This window comes from Ruminiclostridium cellobioparum subsp. termitidis CT1112, from assembly GCF_000350485.1.
GTDB lineage: Bacteria > Bacillota > Clostridia > Acetivibrionales > DSM-1351 > Ruminiclostridium > Ruminiclostridium termitidis.
This window is the reverse complement of the sequence record NZ_AORV01000026.1, coordinates 206,367-229,552: the sequence shown is the minus strand read 5'-3', so window position 1 is coordinate 229,552 and position 23,186 is coordinate 206,367. Positions and strand designations below refer to the sequence as shown.

Below are 23,186 nucleotides of genomic sequence, written 5' to 3'. Positions count from 1 at the left end.
GTACTGATAGAAAATTTGGAGAAGGCGAGATTTATATGGAGAATAAAGATTTTGAGTTGATTAATCTATCTAAAAATCATTGGGATCAAATCATAGGAAACGAGTACGAGAATATTGTTTTTGCAAAAGGGCCGAAAGACCATGAAAATAATAGAAAGGCCATAAAAGCAGACCTGGACGGAAAGGCTTCCGGCAGGATTAAAGAGATAACTAAAGATAACAGCATCATGGTGTATGTCTTTATGTTGGCTGTATACAAGATAGCCCTGTCCAGGATGTTTTCCGGAGTGCAGTTTGCAATCGGTATTCCCCAGTATATCAAAGACAAAAGCATCCCTGCCAATAACAAGTTTTTGCTGTCGCCCAACATCCCGCATAAAGGGAAAAGCTTTAAAGAAGTCCTTGTAAATGAAAAGGATGCCCTTTTAAGTGAGTATAAGTACGAGTTTTACCCCCTGGAGCAGATGTACACCGCTAATAACACCTATGAAAAAATTAATGTGTATTGTGTCATGGAAAACCTGCACAGTAATCTTCAAATAGAAGATATCCTGCATTTATCCAATAACGATATCACCTTGATTGTTAAAAACAACAAGGATTCTATCGATTTGACATTTAAAGGGGCGGATGATATAGAGGATGCCCAGGTGGATATCCTGAAAAATATTTTTATAAACATACTGCAGCATGTGATTGAAGACTTAAATGTGAAGGTGGAAGAAGTTGATATTATAAGTAAAGAGGAAATGGACAGGCTGCTCGTTGATTTTAACAATACCGATACCGAATACCCGAAAGACAAATCCATCAGTGAGCTGTTCGAAATGCAGGTGGAAAAAACTCCGGACCATACAGCTCTGATTTTCAGAGGCGAGAAGCTGACGTACCGGGAGATGAATGAGCGGGCTAATACAGTCGCCGCTTTGCTGAAGGAAAGAAATGTAAAGCTTGGCGATGTCGTTGGGTTGATGGTGGAACGATCCTTTGAGATGATTGTGGGGATCATGGCCATATTAAAGGCCGGGGGTGCCTATGTGCCCATCGATCACGAATATCCGGAGGATAGGATCAACTACATACTGGAGGATTCAAATCTAAAAATATTATTGGGACAGGGCAAGCTGTTAAACAAGGTTAATTTAAACTGTGAAGTAATCGATTTTGACGAACCGGGATTGCCCCAATCCAAGCCTGGGAACCTCCATACAGCCTTTAAAGGTGGAGAACTGGCTTATATCATTTATACCTCGGGATCAACCGGGAAACCCAAAGGGACGTTGATAAAGCAATACAGTGTAACTAGGGTGGTAAAGAACACCAATTACATCCATATAGACAAAAATGATGTCCTATTGGGGCTGTCAAGCTATGTATTCGACGGGTCGGTTTTTGATATTTGCGGCACCTTACTCAACGGAGCCGCTCTCGTGATACCGGAAAAGGAAAGCATTTTGGATATAGAGAAGCTGGGGGCTCTCATCGAGAAAGAAAAAATAAGCGTATTTTTCACAACGACGGCGTTGTTCAATTCTTTGGTGGATATCAGTATAAAATCCCTGCAAAACATCCGGAAGGTATTATTCGGGGGAGAGCGGGTATCCCTTCGGCATACCAAAAAGGCGCTGGAGGCCCTGGGTTCCGGGAAGATTATCCATGTTTACGGCCCTACTGAAAGTACGGTTTATGCCACCTATTATCCCGTGGACCATATCAGGGAAGAGGATTTGACGGTTCCCATAGGGAAGCCGTTATCCAATACAAAGCTGTATGTCGTGGGTGAAAATAATAAGCTGCAGCCTGTCGGTGTACAGGGAGAGCTGTGCATTGCAGGAGATGGCCTGGCGGTAGGCTACTTGAACAGAAAAGATTTGACAGAAGAAAAGTTTGTAAAAAATCCCTTTGAAGCCGGCAGTATCATGTACCGGACCGGGGATTTGGTTAAGTGGCTGCCGGATGGAGACATAGAATTTATCGATAGAATTGACCAGCAGGTCAAGATAAGGGGCTTCAGAATAGAGTTGGGCGAGATTGAAAGCGCCCTGCTGGCCATTGATGGGATCAGGGAAGCAATGGTGCTGGTCAAGGTACGGGAAGACAACAAATATCTGTGCGCCTATTATGTGGCGGAGAACGAGTACAGTGAGGGATTCATCAGGGATGAATTGAAAAAATCCTTGCCCGGTTTTATGATCCCATCCTCTTTCATAAGAGTTGAAAAAATGCCCCTGACCATCAACGGCAAGATCGATAAGAAGAAGCTGGTGGAGATAGAAGAGGATACAGGCAAAGCGTTAGAATACGAGGTACCCAGAAATGCAGTTGAGGCGCAGTTGGCGGATATATGGCAGGATGTCCTGGGCCGGGACAGGGTAGGCATCAACGATAACTTCTTTGAAATCGGTGGGCATTCGTTAAATGCTATCAAGGTGGTCGGCCGGATCCATAAGGAACTGAATACCGAAGTTCCGCTGAATGTGTTTTTCAACATTGAGAGTATCAAGGAGCTGGCGGAATATCTGGCTTCAGTCAACAAAAAAGAGTATAGAGGCATTAAAAAGATAGAAGAAAAGGAATATTACGAAGTATCGTCGGCGCAAAAGAGAATCTACCTGGTGCAGGAGCTGGAACCGGACAGCAACACCTATAATATTACAGAAGCCATGGAAGTGACAGGAAAGCTGGATTTGCCAAGGCTGGCCGAAGGACTGAAAAAACTAATTGAAAAGCAGGAAATACTGAGGACAAGTTTTCATGTGATTGATGGTGCCATTACACAAAAAATTCATTCCTTTGATGAGATCGACTTCCAGATAGAAGAGATACCCATATCTGAAGAAAAAGACATCAATCAAAAGGTGAAGGAATTTGCAAGGCCCTTTGATTTGAAAAAGGCCCCGTTATTAAGGGCGGGAGTGATATCATTGGAAGAAGAACGGCATATCCTCCTGTTCGATATCCACCACATTATAGCGGATGGTACATCTATCGCAATTATGCTGAATCAACTGGCCGATTATGACAAAAACGGGGAGTTTGCCGCAAGTGACATACAATATAAAGACTATGTATCATGGCAGAACAAGTTTGCCCAAACAGACGAAATGAAGGCCCAGGAGAAGTACTGGTTGGATGTATTCAAGGGTGAAATCCCGGTGATGGAAATGCCTGTGGACTACAAAAGGCCTAATATCCGGAGCTTCGACGGGGACACGGTGGTATTCAAAATAAGCAGCCAGACCACAGGCAGACTTAAAAAAATTGCGAAGGAAAGCGGCGCAACATTATACATGGTACTCCTTGCCGCATATACAATCTTGTTGTCGAAATACACCGGCAAGGAAGACATTATCGTTGGTTCACCGTCTGCGGGAAGAAACAACAGCGATTTGCAGGACATGGTGGGTATGTTCGTAAATACCATTGCCATGAGGAATCATCCCAGGGCGGAGAAGACCTTTAAGGCCTACTTGAAGGAAGTTAAGGAAAACACATTAAAGGCCTTTGAAAATCAAGACTACCAGTTTGATGAACTGGTGGATGCGCTGGGGATCACAAGGGATGCCAGCAAGAATTCTCTCTTTGATACCATGCTTGTGCTTCAAAATATCGATGAAATTAAATTTGAGTTTGGAGACTTGAAACTGCAAGGCTTCCTATACAAAAATGATATTTCAAAATTCGATTTGGTGCTGAACCTGACGGAAGAAAAGGATGAAATCAGGTGTGACCTGGAGTATTGTACAAAGCTGTTCAAGCGGACAACCATCGAAAGATTTGTCAACTGCTTTAATAATCTTTTGGACTGTATCTCAGACAGCACCGACCTGCCCTTGGGGGATATCAGTATCCTCTCACGGGAGGAAAAGGATATGCTGGTTTACCAGTTCAACAATACGAAGGTCCCTTACCCTGAAAACAAGGGCATTCACCAGTTGTTTGAGGATCAGGTTATAAAAACACCCGACAATATTGCGGTTGTTTATGAGGAGAATATACTTACGTACAAACAGCTGAATGAGGCGTCCAATCAATTGGCGCGGGTATTGCGGGAAAAGGGCGTTACCCGGAATACCATTGTGGGTATCCTCATCAACCGCTCTGTAGAGATGGTCATAGGGATCATGGCCATACTAAAGGCGGGAAGCGCGTATCTGCCCATCGACCCGGAATATCCGGAAGACCGCATTCAATATATCCTTGATGACAGCAAGGTAAGCATCCTCCTAACTCAGGGGGAGATAAAGAAGGAGTTTATCAAGGGTAAGGAAATTGTAAATATTTTGGATGATGGCGTATATGACAGAAGTAATGAAAACCTGGAAAATATCAATTTGGTGAATGACCTGGCCTATGTCATATATACCTCGGGCTCTACGGGAAAACCCAAGGGTGTTATGGTGGAGCATAAGGGAATCGCCAATTTAAAGGTCTATTTCGAAAAGGAATACGGGATAAGCGGAGAAGACAGCATCATCCAGTTTGCAAGCTGTTCCTTCGATGCAGCGGTCTGGGAGCTGAACATGGCGCTACAAACCGGGGCCAGCTCGTATATTGTTCCCCGGAGTGTCATTGATGATTTAAACAGGTTTGAAGAATTCTTGAATACCAATAAAATAACTGTGGCTACCTTACCTCCTGTCTATGCTTCCAATATAAGAGTCGAGAAAATCAAGACCATGAGGCTCTTAATCACTGCAGGGTCGGAAGCAAACTTTGATTTGGTCGGTAAGTGGAATAAGAAGGTGAAGTATGTCAACGCCTATGGCCCGACGGAAACGACGGTATGTGCGTCGGCCTGGATAGACGATGGAGCTGACTATTCCGCCCGGTTGGTTCCAATAGGAAAACCCATATATAATACGCAAATATACATCATGGACAGGAGTGGAAAGCCACAGCCTGTGGGGGTGAACGGAGAATTGTGTGTCGGCGGCGTGGGATTGGCACGGGGGTATATAAACATGCCGGAGCTGACGAAGGAAAAATTCATTTCCAATCCGTTGAATGAGGAAGAGTTCATATATAGAACCGGGGACATAGCCAGATGGCTACCAGATGGAAATATAGAGTTTTTGGGAAGAGTGGACAATCAGGTAAAAATCAGAGGCTACAGGGTAGAACTGGAAGAAGTTGAAAGACAGATGCTGTTGAATAAGAACGTCAAAGAGGCAGTAGCGCTTGCGAAGAAGGACAGTAACGACCAGTACTTTATTTCCTGCTATTATGTGGCGGATAAGGAAATAGCGCCTTCAGAGCTGAGGATGTTCCTGTTAAAAGAACTTCCCGAGTATATGGTGCCGTCCCGGTATATGCAGTTGAAGTCAATACCGAAAAACCAGAGTGGCAAGCCGGATAAAAGGCCTCTGATGCAATTGTCGGGAGAACCGGTAAGCGAGGAAAAATATGAAGGCTCGACCAATGAATATGAAGAACTCCTCATAGGCATCTGGCATGAAATTTTTGAGCGTGACGGGATAGGCATCAACGATGATTTCTTTAGTCTAGGGGGCGACTCTATCAAGGCGATAAAAGCTTTATATTTGTTGAATGATAAAAATATGACATTAAAGATGGGGGATATTTTTAAGTACAGGACCATCAAAAAACTGGCTGAAATCATGGCGCCCATGGGTAATAAACCCGTGCAGGGCGATACATTTGGCAAGTTCAAGATCACACCGATACAACAATGGTTTTTTGACTCCCATAAGATTCATCCGGAGCATTTTCACCAGGCCATTCTTTTGAAGAGCAATGAAAGCCTGAATGTAGAAGCACTGCGTGATATTTTGACCGAAATTCAAAAGTACCATGACGCATTACGGGTCCGCTATACCCTTGACGGTGATGAGATGGTGGGGGAGGTGCTGGATTCGAATTATCCCTTGAATTATCAGGTCATCTGTATCGAAGATATGGTGAAGGATAAGGAAACAGTTAATAAGAAAATCATCGAACTGCAGGAGTCGGTGAACTTTAAAACTGGACCGTTGATGAATACCCTCGTATTTAAAACAAAGGAAAGGGATTATGTCTACATTCTTATTCATCACCTGGCGGTAGACACAGTCTCCTGGGGGATATTAATCAATGATATCCAAAACCTATATCGGCAATTTTTGAACAAGCAGCCCTATAAGTTTGCCCGTAAAACTACGTCTATCAAAGAGTGGTCGGAGAGAATCCACCAATACAGCAACAGTAAGAAGTTTTTGGAGGAAATGAGATACTGGAAGGACATCCAGAAGAAAGCTGTCCAGAGCATTCCCTTTGACTTTGCCCATGATACCAATACCGTCAGGGATAGCAAAACTTGTAAGATTGTTCTTGGTAAAGAAGAGACGGAAATTCTGCTGAAGAAAATTTCCAATCAGTATAAGGCAAGTATCGTAGACATCCTGTTATCAAGTCTGTCCTCCGCTTTATACCATTGGACCGGGAACAGGGAAAATGCAGTCATTTTTGAGGGACACGGCCGGGAAGACCTGTTTGACAACATAAGCCTTCAAAGGACGGTGGGTTGGTTTACGTCCATATATCCCATTGTTTTGGAAGCGCCGGAATCCGGTGGACTGATAGAGTGCCTGGACAAGACCATGCTGGTGAGGAATTCCATTCCCAATAACGGAGTAGGATATAGCATTCTGCGGTATTTGACAGATGAGGAAAACAAGGAATACATGGACTGGAGTCTCACACCTCAGGTGGGGTTCAACTATCTTGGGGTCACGGATATGGAAAACAGGAAGGGCTTGCTGGAAGTTGTAGACAGTGAGTATGGAAGTAGTGCCAGCTATGACAGTGAAAGGCATTTTGAACTGGAACTTAACAGTTATATTAGCAATGAGGAATTGAAAATATTATTGACCTACAATTCAAAAGCATACAAGCCAGAGACTATAAATCGTCTCATCCATAGTTACAAGGAAAAGCTGCAGGCATATGCCCGAATGAATAGTGAGCAAATAGAGAAGGACAGCTTTAAGAACAACCTGAAGTATTTCATGGATAACTATAACGCTCCGGGGATCATTGTCGGTGTAAAATCTCCGGACGGAGATACGTATATTGCAAGCGAGGGACAGTCGGATATTTTCAACAAAATCAATATGAGCAGTACCGTTAACTTTAAGATCGGAAGCTTAACCAAAACCTTCGTATCAACCATAGTATTGCAATTGGTGGAGGAAGGGCTGATAGCTCTTGAGGCTTCCCTCATGGAGTATATCCCCGAGCTGCTGGAAAAGTATCCCCTGGAGAATTTCCGCAAGATCACGGTAAAAAGGCTGTTGAACCATACAAGCGGTATCAAAGACTATATAAAAAATCCTGCTTTTATCAAGAAACTGGCATTTAACAGCAAAAAGGTATGGCGGAAGGAAGAAATGGCGAACTATGGCCTGTCCATGTACTTCGATCCTGAACCCACGGACAGGATATGGGTATATTCCAGTACCGGGTATATCCTGCTGGGGTTGATCATTGAAAGAGTAACCGGGTTAAGTCTTGAAGAGAATATCCAGACCAGAATATGCAATCCGCTGGGGCTTACACACACCAAGCTGGTGAACAGGCTCGACAGCCTGGACAATTTCAGCCACTGCTATACCAATGAACACAAGCCTTCGGGGAATCTATTACAAACTGTGGTTTCATTCCTTGTCAGGATAGGCAGCAAGCTTGGCCTTGTACATACCAGAAGGGACCTGACTAACAGATACCTGACCGTGGGCTGGGCGGCAGGAGGAATGATTTCAAACGCTAGGGAGCTGTTGAAATGGCTGGATGCATTCGTAGAAGGAAGCCTGTTGAAGGACAAAAAGCTGATTCATGATTACATTGATATCTCCATGCACTATCCGGAGAATTATGATGTAAAGATGGGGTTGGGCATATTTCATGTCAACGGTATGAGCGGGCATGAGGGACACGGAGTAGGATTCCAGAATGTGATTTATAAATATAACGGGTACGGCATTGTTATTCACCTGAACCAGGAAGCCGTCGACAGGAACAATATCATCAGTGAGCCGCACCAGATCGTTAGTCAACTGATAAAGCTATTGAGATAATTTTTGTATAAAAGGGGAAGGAATTTTCATGCGATTGTTTTGTGTGCCATATGCCGGAGGGTCAAAGGGGGCTTACTTGAAGTGGAGCCAATATATAAATCCGGCGATAGAAATAGATGCCGTAGAATTCAAAGGAAGAGGGGGAAGGTTCGGGGAACCCTTTTATAACAGCTTCGGAGAGGCTGTAGAGGATATCTATTCTTACATAAAAAATAAAATTGAGAATGAGGAGTATGCAATATACGGGCACAGCATGGGGGCGATATTGGCATATGAGCTATACTATAGAATTGTTGCAGACGGCAGGAGAAAGCCACGGCATATCTTCTTTTCAGGCAGGCATTCACCTAATGTACGAAGCTATATGTACGTAAGCCACAAAATGCCTGATGCTGAATTTATGGACAGGATACTGGCCTTGGGCGGGATTCCTGATGATGTGTCGCAGAGTAAGGAAGTACTGAAGTTCTTTTTACCAATTCTGAAAAATGATATCAGAATTTTAGAAAACTACATTTATATAGGCAGAAATGAAAAAATCCAGTGTAACATATCCGTTCTTAACGGTACGGAAGACAGGATTGACCCTTGCCGCAAGGTTACCTGGAGCGATTTGTGCGATAAGGAATGCAAACTTTATGATTTTCACGGAAACCACTTTTTTATTAGCAGTTACCTAGAGGATATAGCAAAAATCATTGAAAGCGCATTACTTAAATAGTATTGATTTGGGGGTGAAAAAATGCAAGCATTATCGGATAAAAGATGTGCGTTCCTTTTCCAGGGGGTTGGAGATGAATACCAGGAGTTTTCACATTTACTCGATGAAAAACAAAAAGAATCATTAAATAGCTATTGTTCCCGGGCTAATAAGGAAATCGGTCTGGATTTGTGGAACTATCTGTTTCATTCCGCAGCAACGAAACATGACAAGATGTTCAATGACTGGATAGCTATCTATACCTGCGACTGCATTGCTTACAATACCTACATTGAACTGGGCATAAGGCCTGAGTTATTGCTCGGGTACAGTATGGGTCTGATTACCGAAATGACCTGCGCAAAATCCATTTCTTATGAAACGGGTTTGCAGATGTTGCTGACTATTTACGAATATCCCAAATTGGCTGCCAGGAAGGGAGAAGGGATGGGGGCTATCGTTGGCAAGACTTACAGGCAGGTAGATGAAATCATTCACAAAAACAACCTGCAGAGCCATGTGATGATAGCCAGCGAAAATAATGGTGAGTGCATCGTTATCTCGGGACTCAAGAGCGGCATCAGTCAAGTGCTGAAGGTGGCGGAAAATGAAGGGGCTATCAAGGTTATGGAGATAAATTCGCCGTACGCATTTCATTCTCCCTTCGCGGCCAACGGCATTGAAAGGTTTGCAGACCTGATGGAAAAGCTGCAGGTTCTTGACAGTACCACGCCCATCATGTCGGCTTTTAACCAGGATATCCTCCAACATACGCTTGAGTTAAAGAAAGAACTTGTAAAAAACATGACAAGTCCAATGCAGTGGAAAGACGGGATATTGAAATTAAGTGATTTGGGAATAGACACTTTTATTGAGGTTAGCTTGGGCGATTCCATCACTAAAATGTCCAGGATAATCAGTATAGACAATGATTTTTTAACCTATAAAAAAATTTCAAGACTAAAGACAAGCCAGTGTTAAAAGACGGTAATCGAACTCAAAAAATTTTGAAATAATAAGGGGTGTATATTTATGGAAGAAATCAAAGTAAGGGTAAGAGGGTTTTTAAGCAGATTTTTCAAGAAGCATGAATTGGAAGACAGCGAGGATATCTTTTCCCTTGGGTTTGTAAATTCACTTTTTGCGATGCAGTTGGTTATGTTTATCGAAAAGGAATTTAGCATCCGGATTGAAAACAATGATCTAGACTTACAGAACTTCAGATCAATCAATTCCATTGCGGAGCTTATATCATCCAAGAAGAGTGCCTAAAATTTAAAGTAAAGAAAGCGGGGAAGGGTTTTAATGAAGATTGAATTGACGCCTGAACAATTAAAATTACAGGAACAGTTCCAAAAATTCGTAGACAAGGAAGTTGCTCCAATGGCAGAGCAGAACGATAGAGAAGAAAGAGTGCCGGAAGATTTGATAAAAAAAATAGCTGATCAGGGTTATCTCGGTTCCATGCTGCCGGTAGAGTATGGTGGCAAAGGGTGGGATATGATTACCATAGGCTTGCTGAATGAAGAGTTTGGCAGGGGATGTTCATCGGCCAGAAGCCTGTTAACGGTTCATGGAATGGCGGCTCTCGGAATTGAAAGATGGGGAACGCCGGAACAGAGAAACTACTGGCTTCCCAAAATGGCCTCAGGCGAAATTATCGGTGCTTTTGCCCTGACAGAGCCCAATGTGGGCAGCGATGCCAAAAGTGTTGAGACTACCGCTGTTCTTGAGGATGATTACTTTATATTGAACGGTCAGAAAAAGTGGATTACCATGGGACAGATAGCGAATATATTTTTACTGTTTGCAAAATGTGAGGGTAAGCCCACTGCATTTATCGTAGAAAAATGCAGTCCCGGATTTTCATTTAAGCCCATCAATGGATTGATCGGGGCAAGAGCATCCATGCTGGCGGAGCTGAAGCTGGAAAACTGCCGGATTCCCAAGGGAAATCTGGTAGGAAGTGTAGGAACGGGATTGTCTCACGTTGCATTGTCCTGTTTGAACTATGGCCGGTATACTATTGCTTTCGGTTGTGTGGGACTGGGACAGGCCTGCCTGAAAAAGAGTGTTCAATATACACGGAAAAGAAGGCAATTCGGAGCCCCTCTCAGGGAAAACCAGCTGATTCAAAAAATGATAACCGAGATGGTGGTCAATATTAAAGCGGCGAGGCAATTATGCTATCATGCAGGTTATTTAAAGGATACAGGCGACCCGGATTATATCATGGCCACCTGGATAGCCAAGTATTTTGCTTCGAAAATGATTAACCAGGTTGCCGGTGATGCGGTACAGATTCATGGGGCCAATGGTTTCAGTCGTGAATATGATGTTGAGCGATATTTCCGTGATTCAAAAATTAACGAGGTTATTGAAGGTACTACACAAATGCATGAAATACTGATTGCAATGAACGCTTTTAGAAATATTTAGACTCAGCACTCAAAGAAACAGAATTTACGAATTAAAGGGGTAGGTATACATGAGTAAAAAAAATAATGCTAATGATAGGTTGTGGTCCATAAATTTCTTTTTGCTTTGGCAAGGCCAGTTAGTGTCGGCATTGGGGGATATTATATATGAGCTGGCCATGGGATTCTGGATATTGTACCAAACAGGGTCGACGGGGCTGATGGGTACCCTGATGGCCGCTACTGTCATACCGAGAGTGGTTATATCCCCATTTGCGGGGGTTATCATTGACCGGACCGACAGAAGAAGGATGTTAATTTTAATGGATATTATCCGGGGGGCATGTATTGTGCTTGTAGGAATTGCGGCGCTTACAGGGGTTGCACAGGTTTGGATGGTTTTTGCCGCCGGTGTTATTATTGGCATATGTGCAGCGTTTTTCAACCCGGCTGTCAGTTCGTCTATACCGGATATTGTACCGACTTCCAAACTTGTACAGGGCAATGCGTATTTCAGCATGATACGTGCAGGCTCAGGGATTATAGGGAATTCCGGCGGGGGATTGCTTTATCAGATATTGGGAGCTCCGGTCTTATTTTTGTGCAATGGCATATCCTACTTATATGCCGGATTTACAGAGCTTTTTGTAAAAATACCGAAAACAGAAAAACAAGGCCAGCAGTATCATTTTTGGACAGATATGAGGGAAGGCCTCGGATTTATTTGGGGATTCAAGGGACTCAGGGATTTGATTGTTGTCGCCGGCTTTTTGAATTTTTGTGCAAACATGGGTCTGGTGCTTTTTTTACCGTTATTTCAAAGGACCAAAGGTCTTGGGGAAACCAAGTATGGTATAGCGATGGCGCTTCTGACGGTAGGAATGCTGGTGGGAATGATTTTGACCTCTGCTGTTAATATTCGGCCTAAAGATAGGCTGAAGGTTTTCATCGGTTGCGGTATCCTATCCAGTGTTTTGTTTGGCGTTTCGGTGTTTATGAACAATTTTGTTTTTTTAGCTTTGCTGCTGTTCGTTTCGGGTACTTTTAACGCCGTTCTGAACGTGCTCGTTGAAGCAACGGTACAGCTTACGGTTCGGCAAGACATGCGCGGAAAGGTATCTTCCATCATGGGAACGGTACTTATGGGATTATCCCCGATTGCGATGATGGTCGGCGGATTGTTGGGGGAATTTTTCCCGCTGCGATATATTATAGCAGGGGGCTTTGCAGCAACCATTCTCATATTCATTATTTTTTGCTTCATGGATTCTTTCAAGAAATTCATAAAATATGATCCGGAAATGCAAAAAATTGAGAGTATTATGTAAGACTAAACCTGCATATAAAAGTCAAGGGTAAAATTTGAAAAAGTAACCACCGGATATTCCGGTAGTGTGGAAGCCATCGTTTACTCATTGCCAATCCAATTTGCTTGGTGACACGAACACTCTGGTGTGCCAGTGGTTCAATCTGATTGAAAGGAGAGAGGGTCAGATCCAATACTCCTCTTATTGTAGCTGAGGTAAGAGATGGAAGGAAACATAACTGGATGTTATGTTTGGATCCAAATATATAGTAGCAAAGGAGAGATGAAAAATGAAATTGATAGGAATCGTCGGTGCAGGGGTTATGGGAGTCGGGGTTGCGCACTGCTATGCATTAGCCGGCTACAGGGTGGTCCTTGTGGATATTACAGAGGAAATTCTGGAACATGCAAAAGAGGCCATATACAATAATGTCCGGTTCCAGGCCTTTTTTAATAAGGATTTGGCAGTGGCGGACCCTAACGAAGTTCTGGCACGGATTTGCTTTACAACCGATTATGCTTTGCTGAAAGATACGGACTATATTATTGAGAATGTGCCGGAAAAGTGGGAAATAAAAAAGGAAGTGTATTTAAAGCTGGATAAAATTTGTCCCGAGCATTGCATATTTGCAGTTAATACATCCTGTATTTCAATCACCAAAATCGCTTCCCTCACCAAACGACCGATGAAGGTAATCGGTTCCCATTATATGAATCCTGTGCCCTTAAAGCCGGTGGTGGAAGTAATTCGCGGGTATCATACCAGTGACGAGACCATTGAAGAGACGAAAGCACTGCTTGCTACTTTAGATAAAGAAGCAATTGTTGTCAATGATTTACCCGGTTTTGTTTCAAACCGTATTTCCCATCTCATGATGAACGAAGCGGCTTATGTAGTTCAGGATCAGGTTGCATCCTCAAAGGATGTGGATGAGATTTTCAAAAAGTGTTTCGGGCACAAGATAGGACCCCTGGAAACAGCCGATTTAATAGGCCTGGATACAGTGGTGAATTCTCTGGACACCTTGTACGAAAGCTACCAGGACCCCAAATTCCGTTGCTGTCCACTGCTGAGAAAAATGACAGAAGCAGGGCTTTACGGCAAGAAATCGGGACAGGGGTTTTATTCGTACCTGTAAGGCATGGGAAGTTCAAAAGGGGAGGAACTGAAAATGGAAAAAGCGAAGGATGAGAGAAAAATAAAGTGTATTGTCTGGGATCTGGATAATACAGTGTGGAATGGGGTTCTTTTAGAAGGAGATACCCTTACTTTAAGGGAAGGCGTGGCAGAGGTTATCAGAACCTTGGATGAGCGGGGAATTCTCCAGTCTATTGCCAGTAAGAACGAATATGATGCAGCGATGACGCAGTTAAAGAAATTCGGAATTGACGAGTATTTCATTTACCATGAAATCAATTGGGGTCCTAAGTCGAACTCGATAAAAAACATCGCAAAATCTATCAATATTGGTATTGATACCTTGGCATTCGTCGATGACCAGCAGTTCGAACTGGAGGAAGTTCAATATTCAGTGCCAGAAATTCTCTGTATCCATGCGGATAAAGTCAGGGAGATGCTTACTATGCCTGAATTAAATCCCCGTTTTATAACTTCCGATTCAAAGCTCAGAAGACAGATGTATATGAGCGATATCCGCAGGAATAATATAGAACAGGCTTTTGAGGGCACGCAGGACGAATTTCTGTCGACTTTAAATATGAATTTCACTATTTCAAAAGTAGGAGATGATGACTTAAAGCGTGCCGAGGAATTGACGGTGCGGACCCATCAATTGAACGCGACAGGCTATACTTACTCGTATGAAGAGTTAGACTTTTTCAGAAAATCGAAAGACCACCTGCTTCTAATTGCCGGTCTTGAGGATAAATACGGGACCTACGGGAAAATAGGGCTGTGCCTTCTGGAATGCACCAGAGACTCGTGGACGCTAAAATTATTACTCATGTCCTGCCGTGTAATGTCAAGGGGCGTAGGGGCGGTAATGATCAACCTGATTATTAGAATGGCTAAAGAAGCAAATGTCAGGTTATTTGCCGAGTTTTTACCGACGAACCGTAATCGGACCATGTATGTAACTTATAAGTTTGCGGGATTTAAGGAGGTAGGCAATAACAACGGTATAAACATTCTTGAAAATGGTCTTTCCTATATCCCGCCTCTGCCGGACTATATCAAGCTGAATGTAGAATTATAATATGATATAACAGTGAAAGATTCCATTATTCATTAAACGGGGGCATATTACATACTTGGTTTAAAAAAATATTGTATGCTACAATCGGATTTTTTATAACCATTTTTACTGGATAACCATGGTTATTGAGGAAAACGGCACATTTATCGTAAAACATTGGGTGTTTTACAATAAATGTGTCAGATATAATTTATGCACCCCGGTTTGTATATTAATACTTAGAAGGTGAGCGTATGAGTGATATAGTTAAAGTTGCAAGTATTCAAATGGACTGTCAGAGTGGCAAGGTAAAAGAAAATCTTGACAAGGCTGAAAGTATGCTGAAAAAAGCCAGAGAAAGAGGCGCAATCCTTTCAGTTTTACCTGAATTGTTCAATGTAGGTTACCAATTGGATATCATCAAGGACCTCGAATATAGTTTCAATGAAACCACCAATCAAATTTCCAAAATATCTAAAGAACTTGGCATGTATATTGCTGCGGGTGTCCTTGAAAAATGCGGTAACAATTATTACAATTCAATGTTGGTTTATAACAATCACGGGAAATTAATTGAAGTCTATAGAAAAATAAACTTGTTTTCCTTAAGCAATGAGAAAGATGTGTTCTTACCGGGAAATGAAATAAAAATGTTTCAGATTAATGACTTCAAATTTGGTGTTCTTATATGCTATGATCTTCGGTTTCCTGAGTTAAGCAGAAAATATTTAGAGGAAGGTTGCTCGGCCTTATTGATATCATCAGCGTTTCCGTCTCCACGGCTTGAACACTGGAATATACTTTTGAAAGCACGGGCAATTGAGAACCAGGTATATGTGATTGCTTCCAACAGAGTAGGAATGGATGGCAGCCTACGGTTTGTCGGGAACAGTTGTATTATTGACCCTTGGGGAGAAGTCTTGATGAAAAGGAATGAAGAGGAAGAGGATGTTTTGGTGTATGGTATTTGTAAGAATGAAGTTGATAAGGTTAGAAGCCTTATTCCTTGTTCCAAGGATAAATTATGGATGGACTCGGTTCTGAAATAAGCTTTTCAGTATTAATTTATTAAATTTATGGCGTATTTAAAAATAGCCATCAAAAAAACTGGAACTGTCAAAAAAGCTAATATAAAGTTAACTTATAGTATTAATTAAAATATTAAATTTTTGATTTATTAAACCGATGTGGATAGAATTGCATGGATTTAGGGTCAGACAGAACCTTCATCAATTCTTTTTTGTCATTCATCAGCAGTTTCCCTAAGGCATAATCTCTCAGTCCCAATTATTTATCAATTCTGGTTATTTTCAATTCGACAGGGGCAGGGATTTATTTTGTTTCTTTCCAATTATAAGCTGCAACGGTTCTTACGAAGCACTCTTTAAAGCCCAGGCGTTTATATACTTGAATTCCGTCGGTTTCAGCACGCAGTGAAATTGTTTTAATGCCTTTTTGGCGCAGGTCGAGCAATGCCTTGTCAATTGTTGCTGTTGCAACTCCTTTTCGGCGGTATTCTTCCAGTGTTGCCACTATTTCCAATACAGATGTATCCTCATGTAAAATAGTCATACAGGAAGTAACGGCTTTTCCGTTTAGCATTCCGAGGTAAAAATATGTATTTCCAAGATTGAGAATATCGGTAAACTGTTCCAGCGTAACCAGCTCGCAACCGAAAAGAGCAGCATTGACAATATCAAGCCATATTCTTAAATGTTCTTCGGTAGATAAATGTTAAGGAAAGAGATTGCGGAATGTCCATGTCCTAAAATTAAATGTAAATATCACGCTAATTGTGAACTATGTATACAGCGGCATTCAAAAAGGAAATCACGACCGTATTGTGAAAGGGAGGCTAAAAAAGTTGAATAGTGTAAAAACAATATAAATTTGAACAATATTAACTTTGTGATTAACTTTATGGGGAATTATGGTATGAAAAGATTGAAAGCACTTACTTTTCGATATCCGTTACTTTTTTCAGTACTTATCCTGGCGTTGACTATGGTTATCACTGAAATTCCCTTAAATGCTCTTCTTGAGAAAATCTGCGGTTTGCAAACCTCCTATTATCTGTCGGTAACACTTGAGCAAGCCGTGTGTGCCGCATTGGTTGCCATTTATATTGCGCGCGCGGGTATTTTGCAGCACACAGGTATGCTAAAAGCCTAAAAACGCTCTGGCTTGTCTGGCGATTCTGGTGCTTGCGGTTGTAAACGGATTCTCCCTTTTTGATGGGAGTATGACTATTGATACTTCTAAACCCCTTGTTATTTTTGTGCTGATTGCCTGTCTACAGGATTTTATGAAGAAATTCTTTGCAGGGGATTAATTCTTTCAGCCTGTATGAAAAAGTGGGGAAAAACGCAAAAGGGCATTTATATGGCGGTGATACTTTCGAGCGTGATTTTCGGCTGTTTTTTCCATGTTATTAACTTGGCTATGGGTAGGGGAGCTCTGCTTGAAGTCGTCACACAGATGGTCTATGCCACCTTTTTCGGCGTGTTTGTTGCCGCTTGCTTTATATGCATTGGCTCGATCTGGCTGGCTATTATCACGCACGCCCTGTTTGTCATGATGGGGACTCTTGATGAAATCGCGGTGGGAAACAAATTTACCGGTCATGTGCTTAATTTGAACTATTCTTTGGAAAATGCGCTGACCACTATTCTGCTTACCTTGCATCTGTTCTTGTACAGCCTTTTTTTCTGCGAAAGGTTAGACCTGAGTTTTAAATAACAAATTCGTGTCTTCACACCAGTGTTTGAAAAAGAGAACAAACCATGGTGGAAAATGTTTATTTTACTAATCTTTTAGACAACCGATTATCAGTATGGAAATGCTTGTTATAAAGTCGATGGAAGGAAGTAGCAATATATGATATGATAACGGCAAACAGGAATTTGTCAAGTAGCTTTAGAACTACAGATTATTTATATTATCGGATGACAAGACATCGTATTTTAAGACATGACTCTCCGGGTCATGCTATTGTAAAATATTCCTTGAAAGGAGGGTGCCCTGTGAACTGGATACAATGCCTGTCGAAAGCGATTCGTTATATCGAAGAGCACTTAACCGACAATATTAACATAGACGAAATATCGAGCCAAGCTTATACGTCAAGTTCGCATTTCCAGCTTATTTTTCATGTGGTGATGGGCATGACCATCGGCGAGTACATCCGCAATAGGCGACTGAGTTTAGCCGCACAAGATTTATTACAACACCATAACAGCAAAATAATTGATATAGCCATGCGGTATCAATACGATACGCAAGAGAGCTTTTCCAAGGCATTTACACGGTTTCACGGCGTTCCGCCCTCGAAAGTGCAGCGGGGAAAGATTAAGCTGTTTCATCCGCTTTCCATTAACATTACCATTCAAGGAGGATTTGAAGTGTCACGTAAACTGATTGATGAGTTTTATTGGAGCGACATCGAAGGGCAAAAGGGCGAGAAACTGACGGATGCCGAGAAATACAAAAGGATTGTTAGCTGGGCGGCTAAAGCAAGGGGGCAAAATCCGGGTGTTTTTGATGCGTTGACCGAATGGGTGCTGGACGATTCCAAGTGGAGTGACGAAAAACTCGCCGAAAACGAGCAAATTTTAATGCAGGGCGTGTTTGCGCGGTTCAAAGAACAGAACGCACAGCTTCGGGCCTATTTGTCAGAATTAGAGCTGTCCGGGGTGGTTAATGCAGCGGTGTTCAAGGCGTTGGACAGATTTGACGATGAGTTGTCGGGCGTATCGCATGATGAGCGTCTGCGTGAGACGGTTGCCAAGGTGTTTGCTGATTTTTCTGCCATGCGGGAGCGCGGTATACGGGAGCAAATTGCAGGAAATAAAACAGGTCCTGCCGGCGTTAATTACGTAGATATATTTGGGTATATCAATTATTTGAAAGACTGCGATGCAGGGGTACAGTGGGCGTTGTTTATGCCTGATATGGCAGAGAGGCAGCAAAAGGGCTTCAAGGTGGACAGCTTTGAATACAAAAAAATGTCCGCAATGCGCTTTATCGGGAGGGAAGACGCTGACTTAGACAATATGGAGGTTCGCAAGAAACTTTTCCGCACTCTGGACGCCATGGATGAGCATAAATTGGACTTTGACTATGATGTTTTGTTTATGCACCATTACGGGCTATGCGTGGATGTTGGTCCGTGGCATGGTTTTTGGGGGCGGTTTATGAAGGCTGATACCCCTGTGCCGGAAGGATTTCTCTATTTCGACTTCGTACCGCATAAACCGCATAACGATGGCAAGGCTGGCCCGCCATTCTTTTCCCAGTTTGCGTATGTCACCTTCTCCGGCGATATGGACGCTATGCACAAACGCGAGGGATACGACAGCGATGCCATGTACGACGTCACCAGAAACATTATGCTTGGGCAAGGCATAAACATTCCGTACCCGGATAAATATTGGACTGCGGAAGTATTTCTTGATGGTTGCGACAAATACAGCACCGCTTATATGTTTAGCGCGGAGCTGTAAAGGGTGTATGACGCATTGCGCGTAGAAAAAAAGTATAGCGCGAGGTAATATTTTGATGACAAACAGGAATTTGTAATGCAGATTATTTATATTTTGAGGGGGGATAAAAATGCCGACTTTAAAAAAGATAAGAGACACAATGAAAAAGCAGAAAATCAATGGCGAGATTATGGAACAAATGGACTTTGAAGCTGACTGCAATAATCCGCATAATATTACTTCTCTGATTGACAAAATGGATAAGTTGCTGACAAGGGAGCAATGTCTTTCAATTATGGAAAAACAAGGCTGTTGCAAGGGAGGTCAGCGTGACAAGGACAGTAAGGCGTTTGCCTTGGAACACACGGAGAAACCTTTTTCTGAAAAACTTGCATTGATGTCAAGTATTCAATATATGATGTCGCCTTGTCTGAATGACGATGGTACATTTACGATTACATTTGGCGGCTATCAAAACGGTGTTCACACGGGTAAAACCACTTGTTCCTGTAGTTCGATTAAGAAATTGAAACAGCCTTTTTCTGTTTCTCCTACATACTGCGGTTGTTGTGCAGGACACTTTTTATATCACTATCAAAACGCTTTGGGAGTAAAGCTGAAATTGAAAGAAATCAATTCATCACCACTTAATACAAACGGTGAAAAGCCCTGCAAGTTTACCTTTCAAGTTCTCGATTGACTCGGCTATTACTAAGCATAATGCGAAGCTTTCAAAATCCAATTTTACGAGTATGTAGGCTTGCCCGTAATGAGCATAATCGGAAGTCAAACGGTATATATGGGTAAAATTATTAAAGTACTCAAAAACAAATTGATTACGCTTGGCGAGTAAAAACAATATAGAAATGATGTGCGTTATGCTAAAGATAGAGTGCCATACAGCACTTTAGACCAATTTATCTTTTGCAAGCATCAAAAAGGGTTTCAAGGCCGGAGCCCTGAAACCCTTGATTTTACTTGAGGCCTTACCGGTTACCGGTATCAGGGGACTCTTTCGTACTATCAGATAATTTGGAAACAGGTTATAAAATTATTTGCTATACACATCAAGGTCTAATATGTGCCATTCCATAGGTAAAATAATCGAAGCGACTTTCATGTAATGTCATCTAAAGATAGATTGCTGAACTTAATCGCTTTGACAATTGCCTGTGTACCGGTTGTGGCATTATACTTTTGAAATATGTTGTGTTTATGGTATTTGACAGAACTTATGCTTAATTTCATTTCCTTTGAAATAGCGTAATCTGTGAGGCCTTTAGCCATATGTTTTAAAATCTCTATCTGTTTATCGTTTAATCTTTCAGGTGCATTTTTATCAAGGATGCTTTGCTTTTCGAACTTGAGATATTCGTTGCATATTTTATAATTGGTAAGATTTGTGATAGCAATCAATTCCGGCCTTATTGGTTGATTTGTTGTGATTACGGCAATATAGCCTATTGTTTCGCTATTATAGTCTAAGGGGATGCAATATTCATAACATTCCGATAAAAGATCGCAATAATGATGCTGGGGCAGAATATTGACCGGTCTATTCAACGTCATGCATAAAGAAACAGAGTTTGTGCCAACACTCTCTTCTAAAAAGGATGCTCCGGGAATTACGCCTGGTTTGAATGGAGTATCGCCGGCTGCCATATTGTTTTCGGCCAGTATGATTCCGTCGCTGTCGCATAAAAAATATAAACACTGTACTGAAATATAACTGCTTACTTCACTGATAGAGTCATTGTACAGCAATAATAGTTTTTTTTTAACAGTAACCTTTGCTGGAGTGCAGTTCTTCCGATATGTACCATTGGGGCACCAATAGTTGTAATCAAACCTCTTTTTACGCACCTTCTCCATGACAACAAAATTTCTTCAAGTATTAAAGGATCATTCTTCATATAAATAGCCTCCTATCACAATATTTGAAACCACGATAATCAATGAACCTTGCCCACCGTATCTTTTCTGCTATATCTACTCCAACAATCAGTGTATTTGGTGCTATTGCTTTCAGTTTTCGTACATTGTGGTACTTCATTTGCGGATTACCTCCTGGATTTTATGATTTTTGTGCGTTTGCAAGGCACACATTAATCATAACAGGAGGTTTTTCAATTCTCAAAGTCCATTTCATTCCTTACAGAATGCTTGAATAATGATTTTTCATATTGAATCTATATCAAATTTAATGTAACGAACTTCATGGTAAGTGACATTAAAAGCTAACTTGCAACAGAATTAATTATATAACAGTACTAAAATATTAAAACACTTAAAAAGATTGACATAATTTGTAGAAAGTTACAATTATGGATAACATATTTATACTTTTGACTATAAATATGTCGATTCTTTGCTTGATGCTGGGAATTTACATGTCCAGGTGGATAGTTGTGTTTTAAAATGAAAGCCTAGTATACTTTTCTTAAGGTAAAGTATACTTCCGAATTTAGATATTAACGCGATTGTTTTGCCTGCTTTTTGATGGCGAAAAGAGAAAGGAGACTAACTATGTCAGAAATATTTTTCATTAATCCCGGTGTCATCATCCATGCTGATAAAAACATATCTGAACCGGGACTGCCGCGGGGCAGCTTCAGTGAATCTCTTAAAGCATGTGGGTGCAGCTTATGACTCGCAGAGTGTGCCTGGCACTTCCCACTAATCGGGAGTGCGCTGCTGCTATATCTTTGCTGGCGGAGGAGGCGGACTATGCGGTTCGTCACTTCGGCGTCGAAGTATGTCTCTTGATTTTAGACACATGTGATGGCGAGGCGTTTTACAGGAACTTCCGGGCCACCCGGGACCTTCCCCCATACAAAAATGTCATACCAGTGCATCTCAGTTCGGCAGCGCAGAAACACCATCTCCGGAAGATCATAGACTGCGCAGGCATCAACGGCCCGGATGGGATACTGGAGCTTATGCTGCCTGATGGAGTCTCTTATGGTGCCTGCACCAACCGCGCATTTCTGATCAGCAGCAGCCTGGGATGTGATTCGGTTCATCGCAGAGACTCAGACAGCCGCTATCAAGTTGTCAACGGCACAACCGTGTTCCCGATCCATCAAGAACTCCTTTCACTTGGCAAAAAGGCCGGTGATGCGAAAGCAGCAGTCTCTGAAGTGTTGCTTGACCCCATACACGAGAGTAAGCCCGTTTCCATGGTCGGCGGCTCCTTTATTGGTGAAATGTCGGTGGATATCGGGGATATCTATGCGCTCGACCGGGAGATCTATTACGACATTGTCAGCCTATGGGCGGATAATCATTGCTCACCGGAGGAGAAACGCAAACTCGTCGACATTTCCTTCAAGGGCTGCGGTACCGACAAATTCACTCACGACCGGTCAACCCTTTCCATTGTCGATCCAATGAATATAGACATGTGCAACATCAGTTTTTATCAGGTGCACGAAGATGTTCCGCTGCCGCCTGCTACCGATACAATCGGCAGCGACTATTTCCTGATGCATGCCGTAGAATGCGCCTGTCTGCCGGGCGTGCGCCACAACAGACATATAGAGAATTTCTATACCCGGGAAAGAAAGACCGATGCCGGTTTTATGGCTTATCATATGAGACTGACGAAGTTCTTTCTCTCGATGCTCTACTTTCATGATATCTATAAAAACATGGCAAGAGCAGGCGAAGCTATGCTCGATCCGGGACATCACATATCGATTTCTCCCATCATCGAAATGACCCGGCAGAGTTTGCAGCTCAACAAAAGAGAAAATGAACATAAGCTGAATGTGCTCACTGATGCCTATACCAGACTGGGTGGACGATATGCTTCATTTGCCGAACTGATAGCAGGACAACGGCAACAGCTGCTCCTGAAGGCTGAGCAGGATATAAACGACTTTGGCGTGCTCATGGAGGTATGGGCTTCACTTATGAATGCGAGCAAGATGACCTGTCTTTCGGAAGCCGGACTGTATAATAGCTGCGTCGATATAGGACCCTCGCATCTTGAACCGGGGGGATGCTGAAA

17 protein-coding genes are annotated in these 23,186 nt (G+C 42.3%); 15 read left to right on the top strand and 2 right to left on the bottom strand.

Features of this window, described 5'->3' with window-relative positions:
* Nucleotides 1-35 precede the first annotated feature (35 nt).
* From CTER_RS08295 to CTER_RS08255, 9 genes are all read left to right on the top strand, one after another.
* Nucleotides 36-8,075 carry a non-ribosomal peptide synthetase gene (locus CTER_RS08295; RefSeq protein ID WP_004625050.1) on the top strand — a complete coding sequence of 2,680 codons (8,040 nt, stop codon included), beginning with the start codon at nt 36-38 and terminating at the stop codon, nt 8,073-8,075.
* 28 nt (nt 8,076-8,103) lie between these two features.
* Nucleotides 8,104-8,796 (top strand): thioesterase II family protein, encoded by a 693-nt coding sequence (locus CTER_RS08290; RefSeq protein WP_004624996.1) that lies wholly within the window; start codon nt 8,104-8,106, stop codon nt 8,794-8,796.
* A gap of 21 nt (nt 8,797-8,817) precedes the next feature.
* Nucleotides 8,818-9,756 carry an ACP S-malonyltransferase gene (locus tag CTER_RS08285; RefSeq protein WP_004625006.1) on the top strand — a complete coding sequence of 313 codons (939 nt, stop codon included), beginning with the start codon at nt 8,818-8,820 and terminating at the stop codon, nt 9,754-9,756.
* A gap of 51 nt (nt 9,757-9,807) precedes the next feature.
* Nucleotides 9,808-10,047, top strand: coding sequence for an acyl carrier protein (locus CTER_RS08280; protein WP_004624789.1), 240 nt, complete (start codon nt 9,808-9,810; stop codon nt 10,045-10,047).
* A gap of 33 nt (nt 10,048-10,080) precedes the next feature.
* Nucleotides 10,081-11,214, top strand: coding sequence for an acyl-CoA dehydrogenase family protein (locus CTER_RS08275; RefSeq protein WP_004624734.1), 1,134 nt, complete (start codon nt 10,081-10,083; stop codon nt 11,212-11,214).
* Nucleotides 11,215-11,263: 49 nt separating this feature from the next.
* Nucleotides 11,264-12,520 (top strand): MFS transporter, encoded by a 1,257-nt coding sequence (locus CTER_RS08270; protein ID WP_004624805.1) that lies wholly within the window; start codon nt 11,264-11,266, stop codon nt 12,518-12,520.
* Nucleotides 12,521-12,788: 268 nt separating this feature from the next.
* Nucleotides 12,789-13,637, top strand: a complete 849-nt coding sequence (locus CTER_RS08265; RefSeq protein WP_004624957.1) for a 3-hydroxyacyl-CoA dehydrogenase family protein — start codon at nt 12,789-12,791, stop codon at nt 13,635-13,637.
* Nucleotides 13,638-13,670: 33 nt separating this feature from the next.
* Entirely contained in the window at nt 13,671-14,714 is a 1,044-nt protein-coding gene (locus CTER_RS08260; protein WP_004624974.1) for an HAD-IIIC family phosphatase, read from the top strand.
* A 233-nt stretch (nt 14,715-14,947) separates the two neighbouring features.
* Nucleotides 14,948-15,742 (top strand): carbon-nitrogen family hydrolase, encoded by a 795-nt coding sequence (locus CTER_RS08255; RefSeq protein WP_004624915.1) that lies wholly within the window; start codon nt 14,948-14,950, stop codon nt 15,740-15,742.
* Between the two features lie 283 nt (nt 15,743-16,025).
* Here CTER_RS08255 and CTER_RS27500 read toward each other — a convergent pair whose 3' ends face one another.
* A complete protein-coding gene (locus tag CTER_RS27500; RefSeq protein WP_278245910.1) occupies nt 16,026-16,349 on the bottom strand; it encodes a GNAT family N-acetyltransferase in 324 nt (107 codons plus the stop codon).
* Nucleotides 16,350-16,628: 279 nt separating this feature from the next.
* Here CTER_RS27500 and CTER_RS08245 point away from each other — a divergent pair, with 279 nt between their 5' ends.
* The 4 genes from CTER_RS08245 (at nt 16,629) to CTER_RS08230 (ending at nt 19,874) form a co-directional block, all read left to right on the top strand.
* Entirely contained in the window at nt 16,629-16,865 is a 237-nt protein-coding gene (locus CTER_RS08245; protein ID WP_004624849.1) for a hypothetical protein, read from the top strand.
* A gap of 117 nt (nt 16,866-16,982) precedes the next feature.
* Nucleotides 16,983-17,432 (top strand): CPBP family intramembrane glutamic endopeptidase, encoded by a 450-nt coding sequence (locus CTER_RS08240; protein ID WP_004624968.1) that lies wholly within the window; start codon nt 16,983-16,985, stop codon nt 17,430-17,432.
* Between the two features lie 284 nt (nt 17,433-17,716).
* Nucleotides 17,717-19,195: a helix-turn-helix transcriptional regulator gene (locus CTER_RS26835; RefSeq protein WP_004625030.1), complete on the top strand. Its 1,479-nt coding sequence runs from the start codon at nt 17,717-17,719 to the stop codon at nt 19,193-19,195.
* 109 nt (nt 19,196-19,304) lie between these two features.
* The gene (locus CTER_RS08230; protein ID WP_004624867.1) at nt 19,305-19,874 is read left to right on the top strand and encodes a hypothetical protein; all 570 of its coding nucleotides are present in this window, start codon (nt 19,305-19,307) and stop codon (nt 19,872-19,874) included.
* 416 nt (nt 19,875-20,290) lie between these two features.
* Here the strand turns inward: CTER_RS08230 and CTER_RS08225 are convergent, their stop codons facing one another.
* Nucleotides 20,291-21,046: a response regulator transcription factor gene (locus tag CTER_RS08225; RefSeq protein ID WP_004624920.1), complete on the bottom strand. Its 756-nt coding sequence runs from the start codon at nt 21,044-21,046 to the stop codon at nt 20,291-20,293.
* 654 nt (nt 21,047-21,700) lie between these two features.
* Here CTER_RS08225 and CTER_RS29045 point away from each other — a divergent pair.
* Nucleotides 21,701-21,823, top strand: a complete 123-nt coding sequence (locus CTER_RS29045) for a hypothetical protein (protein ID WP_278245908.1) — start codon at nt 21,701-21,703, stop codon at nt 21,821-21,823.
* Nucleotides 21,805-23,184 (top strand): DUF6271 family protein, encoded by a 1,380-nt coding sequence (locus CTER_RS08220; protein WP_341349513.1) that lies wholly within the window; start codon nt 21,805-21,807, stop codon nt 23,182-23,184. Before CTER_RS29045 ends, CTER_RS08220 begins: the two co-directional genes overlap by 19 nt.
* Nucleotides 23,185-23,186 lie beyond the last annotated feature (2 nt).

Bases quoted from the DNA above. Each gene is read 5' to 3' on its own strand.
- CTER_RS08285 (WP_004625006.1), top strand. From the start codon at position 8,818: ATGCAAGCATTATCGGATAAAAGATGTGCGTTCCTTTTCCAGGGGGTT.
- CTER_RS29045 (WP_278245908.1), top strand. From the start codon at position 21,701: ATGTCAGAAATATTTTTCATTAATCCCGGTGTCATCATCCATGCTGAT.
- CTER_RS08270 (WP_004624805.1), top strand. From the start codon at position 11,264: ATGAGTAAAAAAAATAATGCTAATGATAGGTTGTGGTCCATAAATTTC.
- CTER_RS08280 (WP_004624789.1), top strand. From the start codon at position 9,808: ATGGAAGAAATCAAAGTAAGGGTAAGAGGGTTTTTAAGCAGATTTTTC.
- CTER_RS08265 (WP_004624957.1), top strand. From the start codon at position 12,789: ATGAAATTGATAGGAATCGTCGGTGCAGGGGTTATGGGAGTCGGGGTT.
- CTER_RS08255 (WP_004624915.1), top strand. From the start codon at position 14,948: ATGAGTGATATAGTTAAAGTTGCAAGTATTCAAATGGACTGTCAGAGT.
- CTER_RS08230 (WP_004624867.1), top strand. From the start codon at position 19,305: ATGCCGACTTTAAAAAAGATAAGAGACACAATGAAAAAGCAGAAAATC.
- CTER_RS08225 (WP_004624920.1), bottom strand. From the start codon at position 21,046: ATGGAGAAGGTGCGTAAAAAGAGGTTTGATTACAACTATTGGTGCCCC.
- CTER_RS08290 (WP_004624996.1), top strand. From the start codon at position 8,104: ATGCGATTGTTTTGTGTGCCATATGCCGGAGGGTCAAAGGGGGCTTAC.
- CTER_RS08275 (WP_004624734.1), top strand. From the start codon at position 10,081: ATGAAGATTGAATTGACGCCTGAACAATTAAAATTACAGGAACAGTTC.
- CTER_RS08220 (WP_341349513.1), top strand. From the start codon at position 21,805: ATGTGGGTGCAGCTTATGACTCGCAGAGTGTGCCTGGCACTTCCCACT.
- CTER_RS08245 (WP_004624849.1), top strand. From the start codon at position 16,629: ATGAAAAGATTGAAAGCACTTACTTTTCGATATCCGTTACTTTTTTCA.
- CTER_RS08260 (WP_004624974.1), top strand. From the start codon at position 13,671: ATGGAAAAAGCGAAGGATGAGAGAAAAATAAAGTGTATTGTCTGGGAT.
- CTER_RS08295 (WP_004625050.1), top strand. From the start codon at position 36: ATGGAGAATAAAGATTTTGAGTTGATTAATCTATCTAAAAATCATTGG.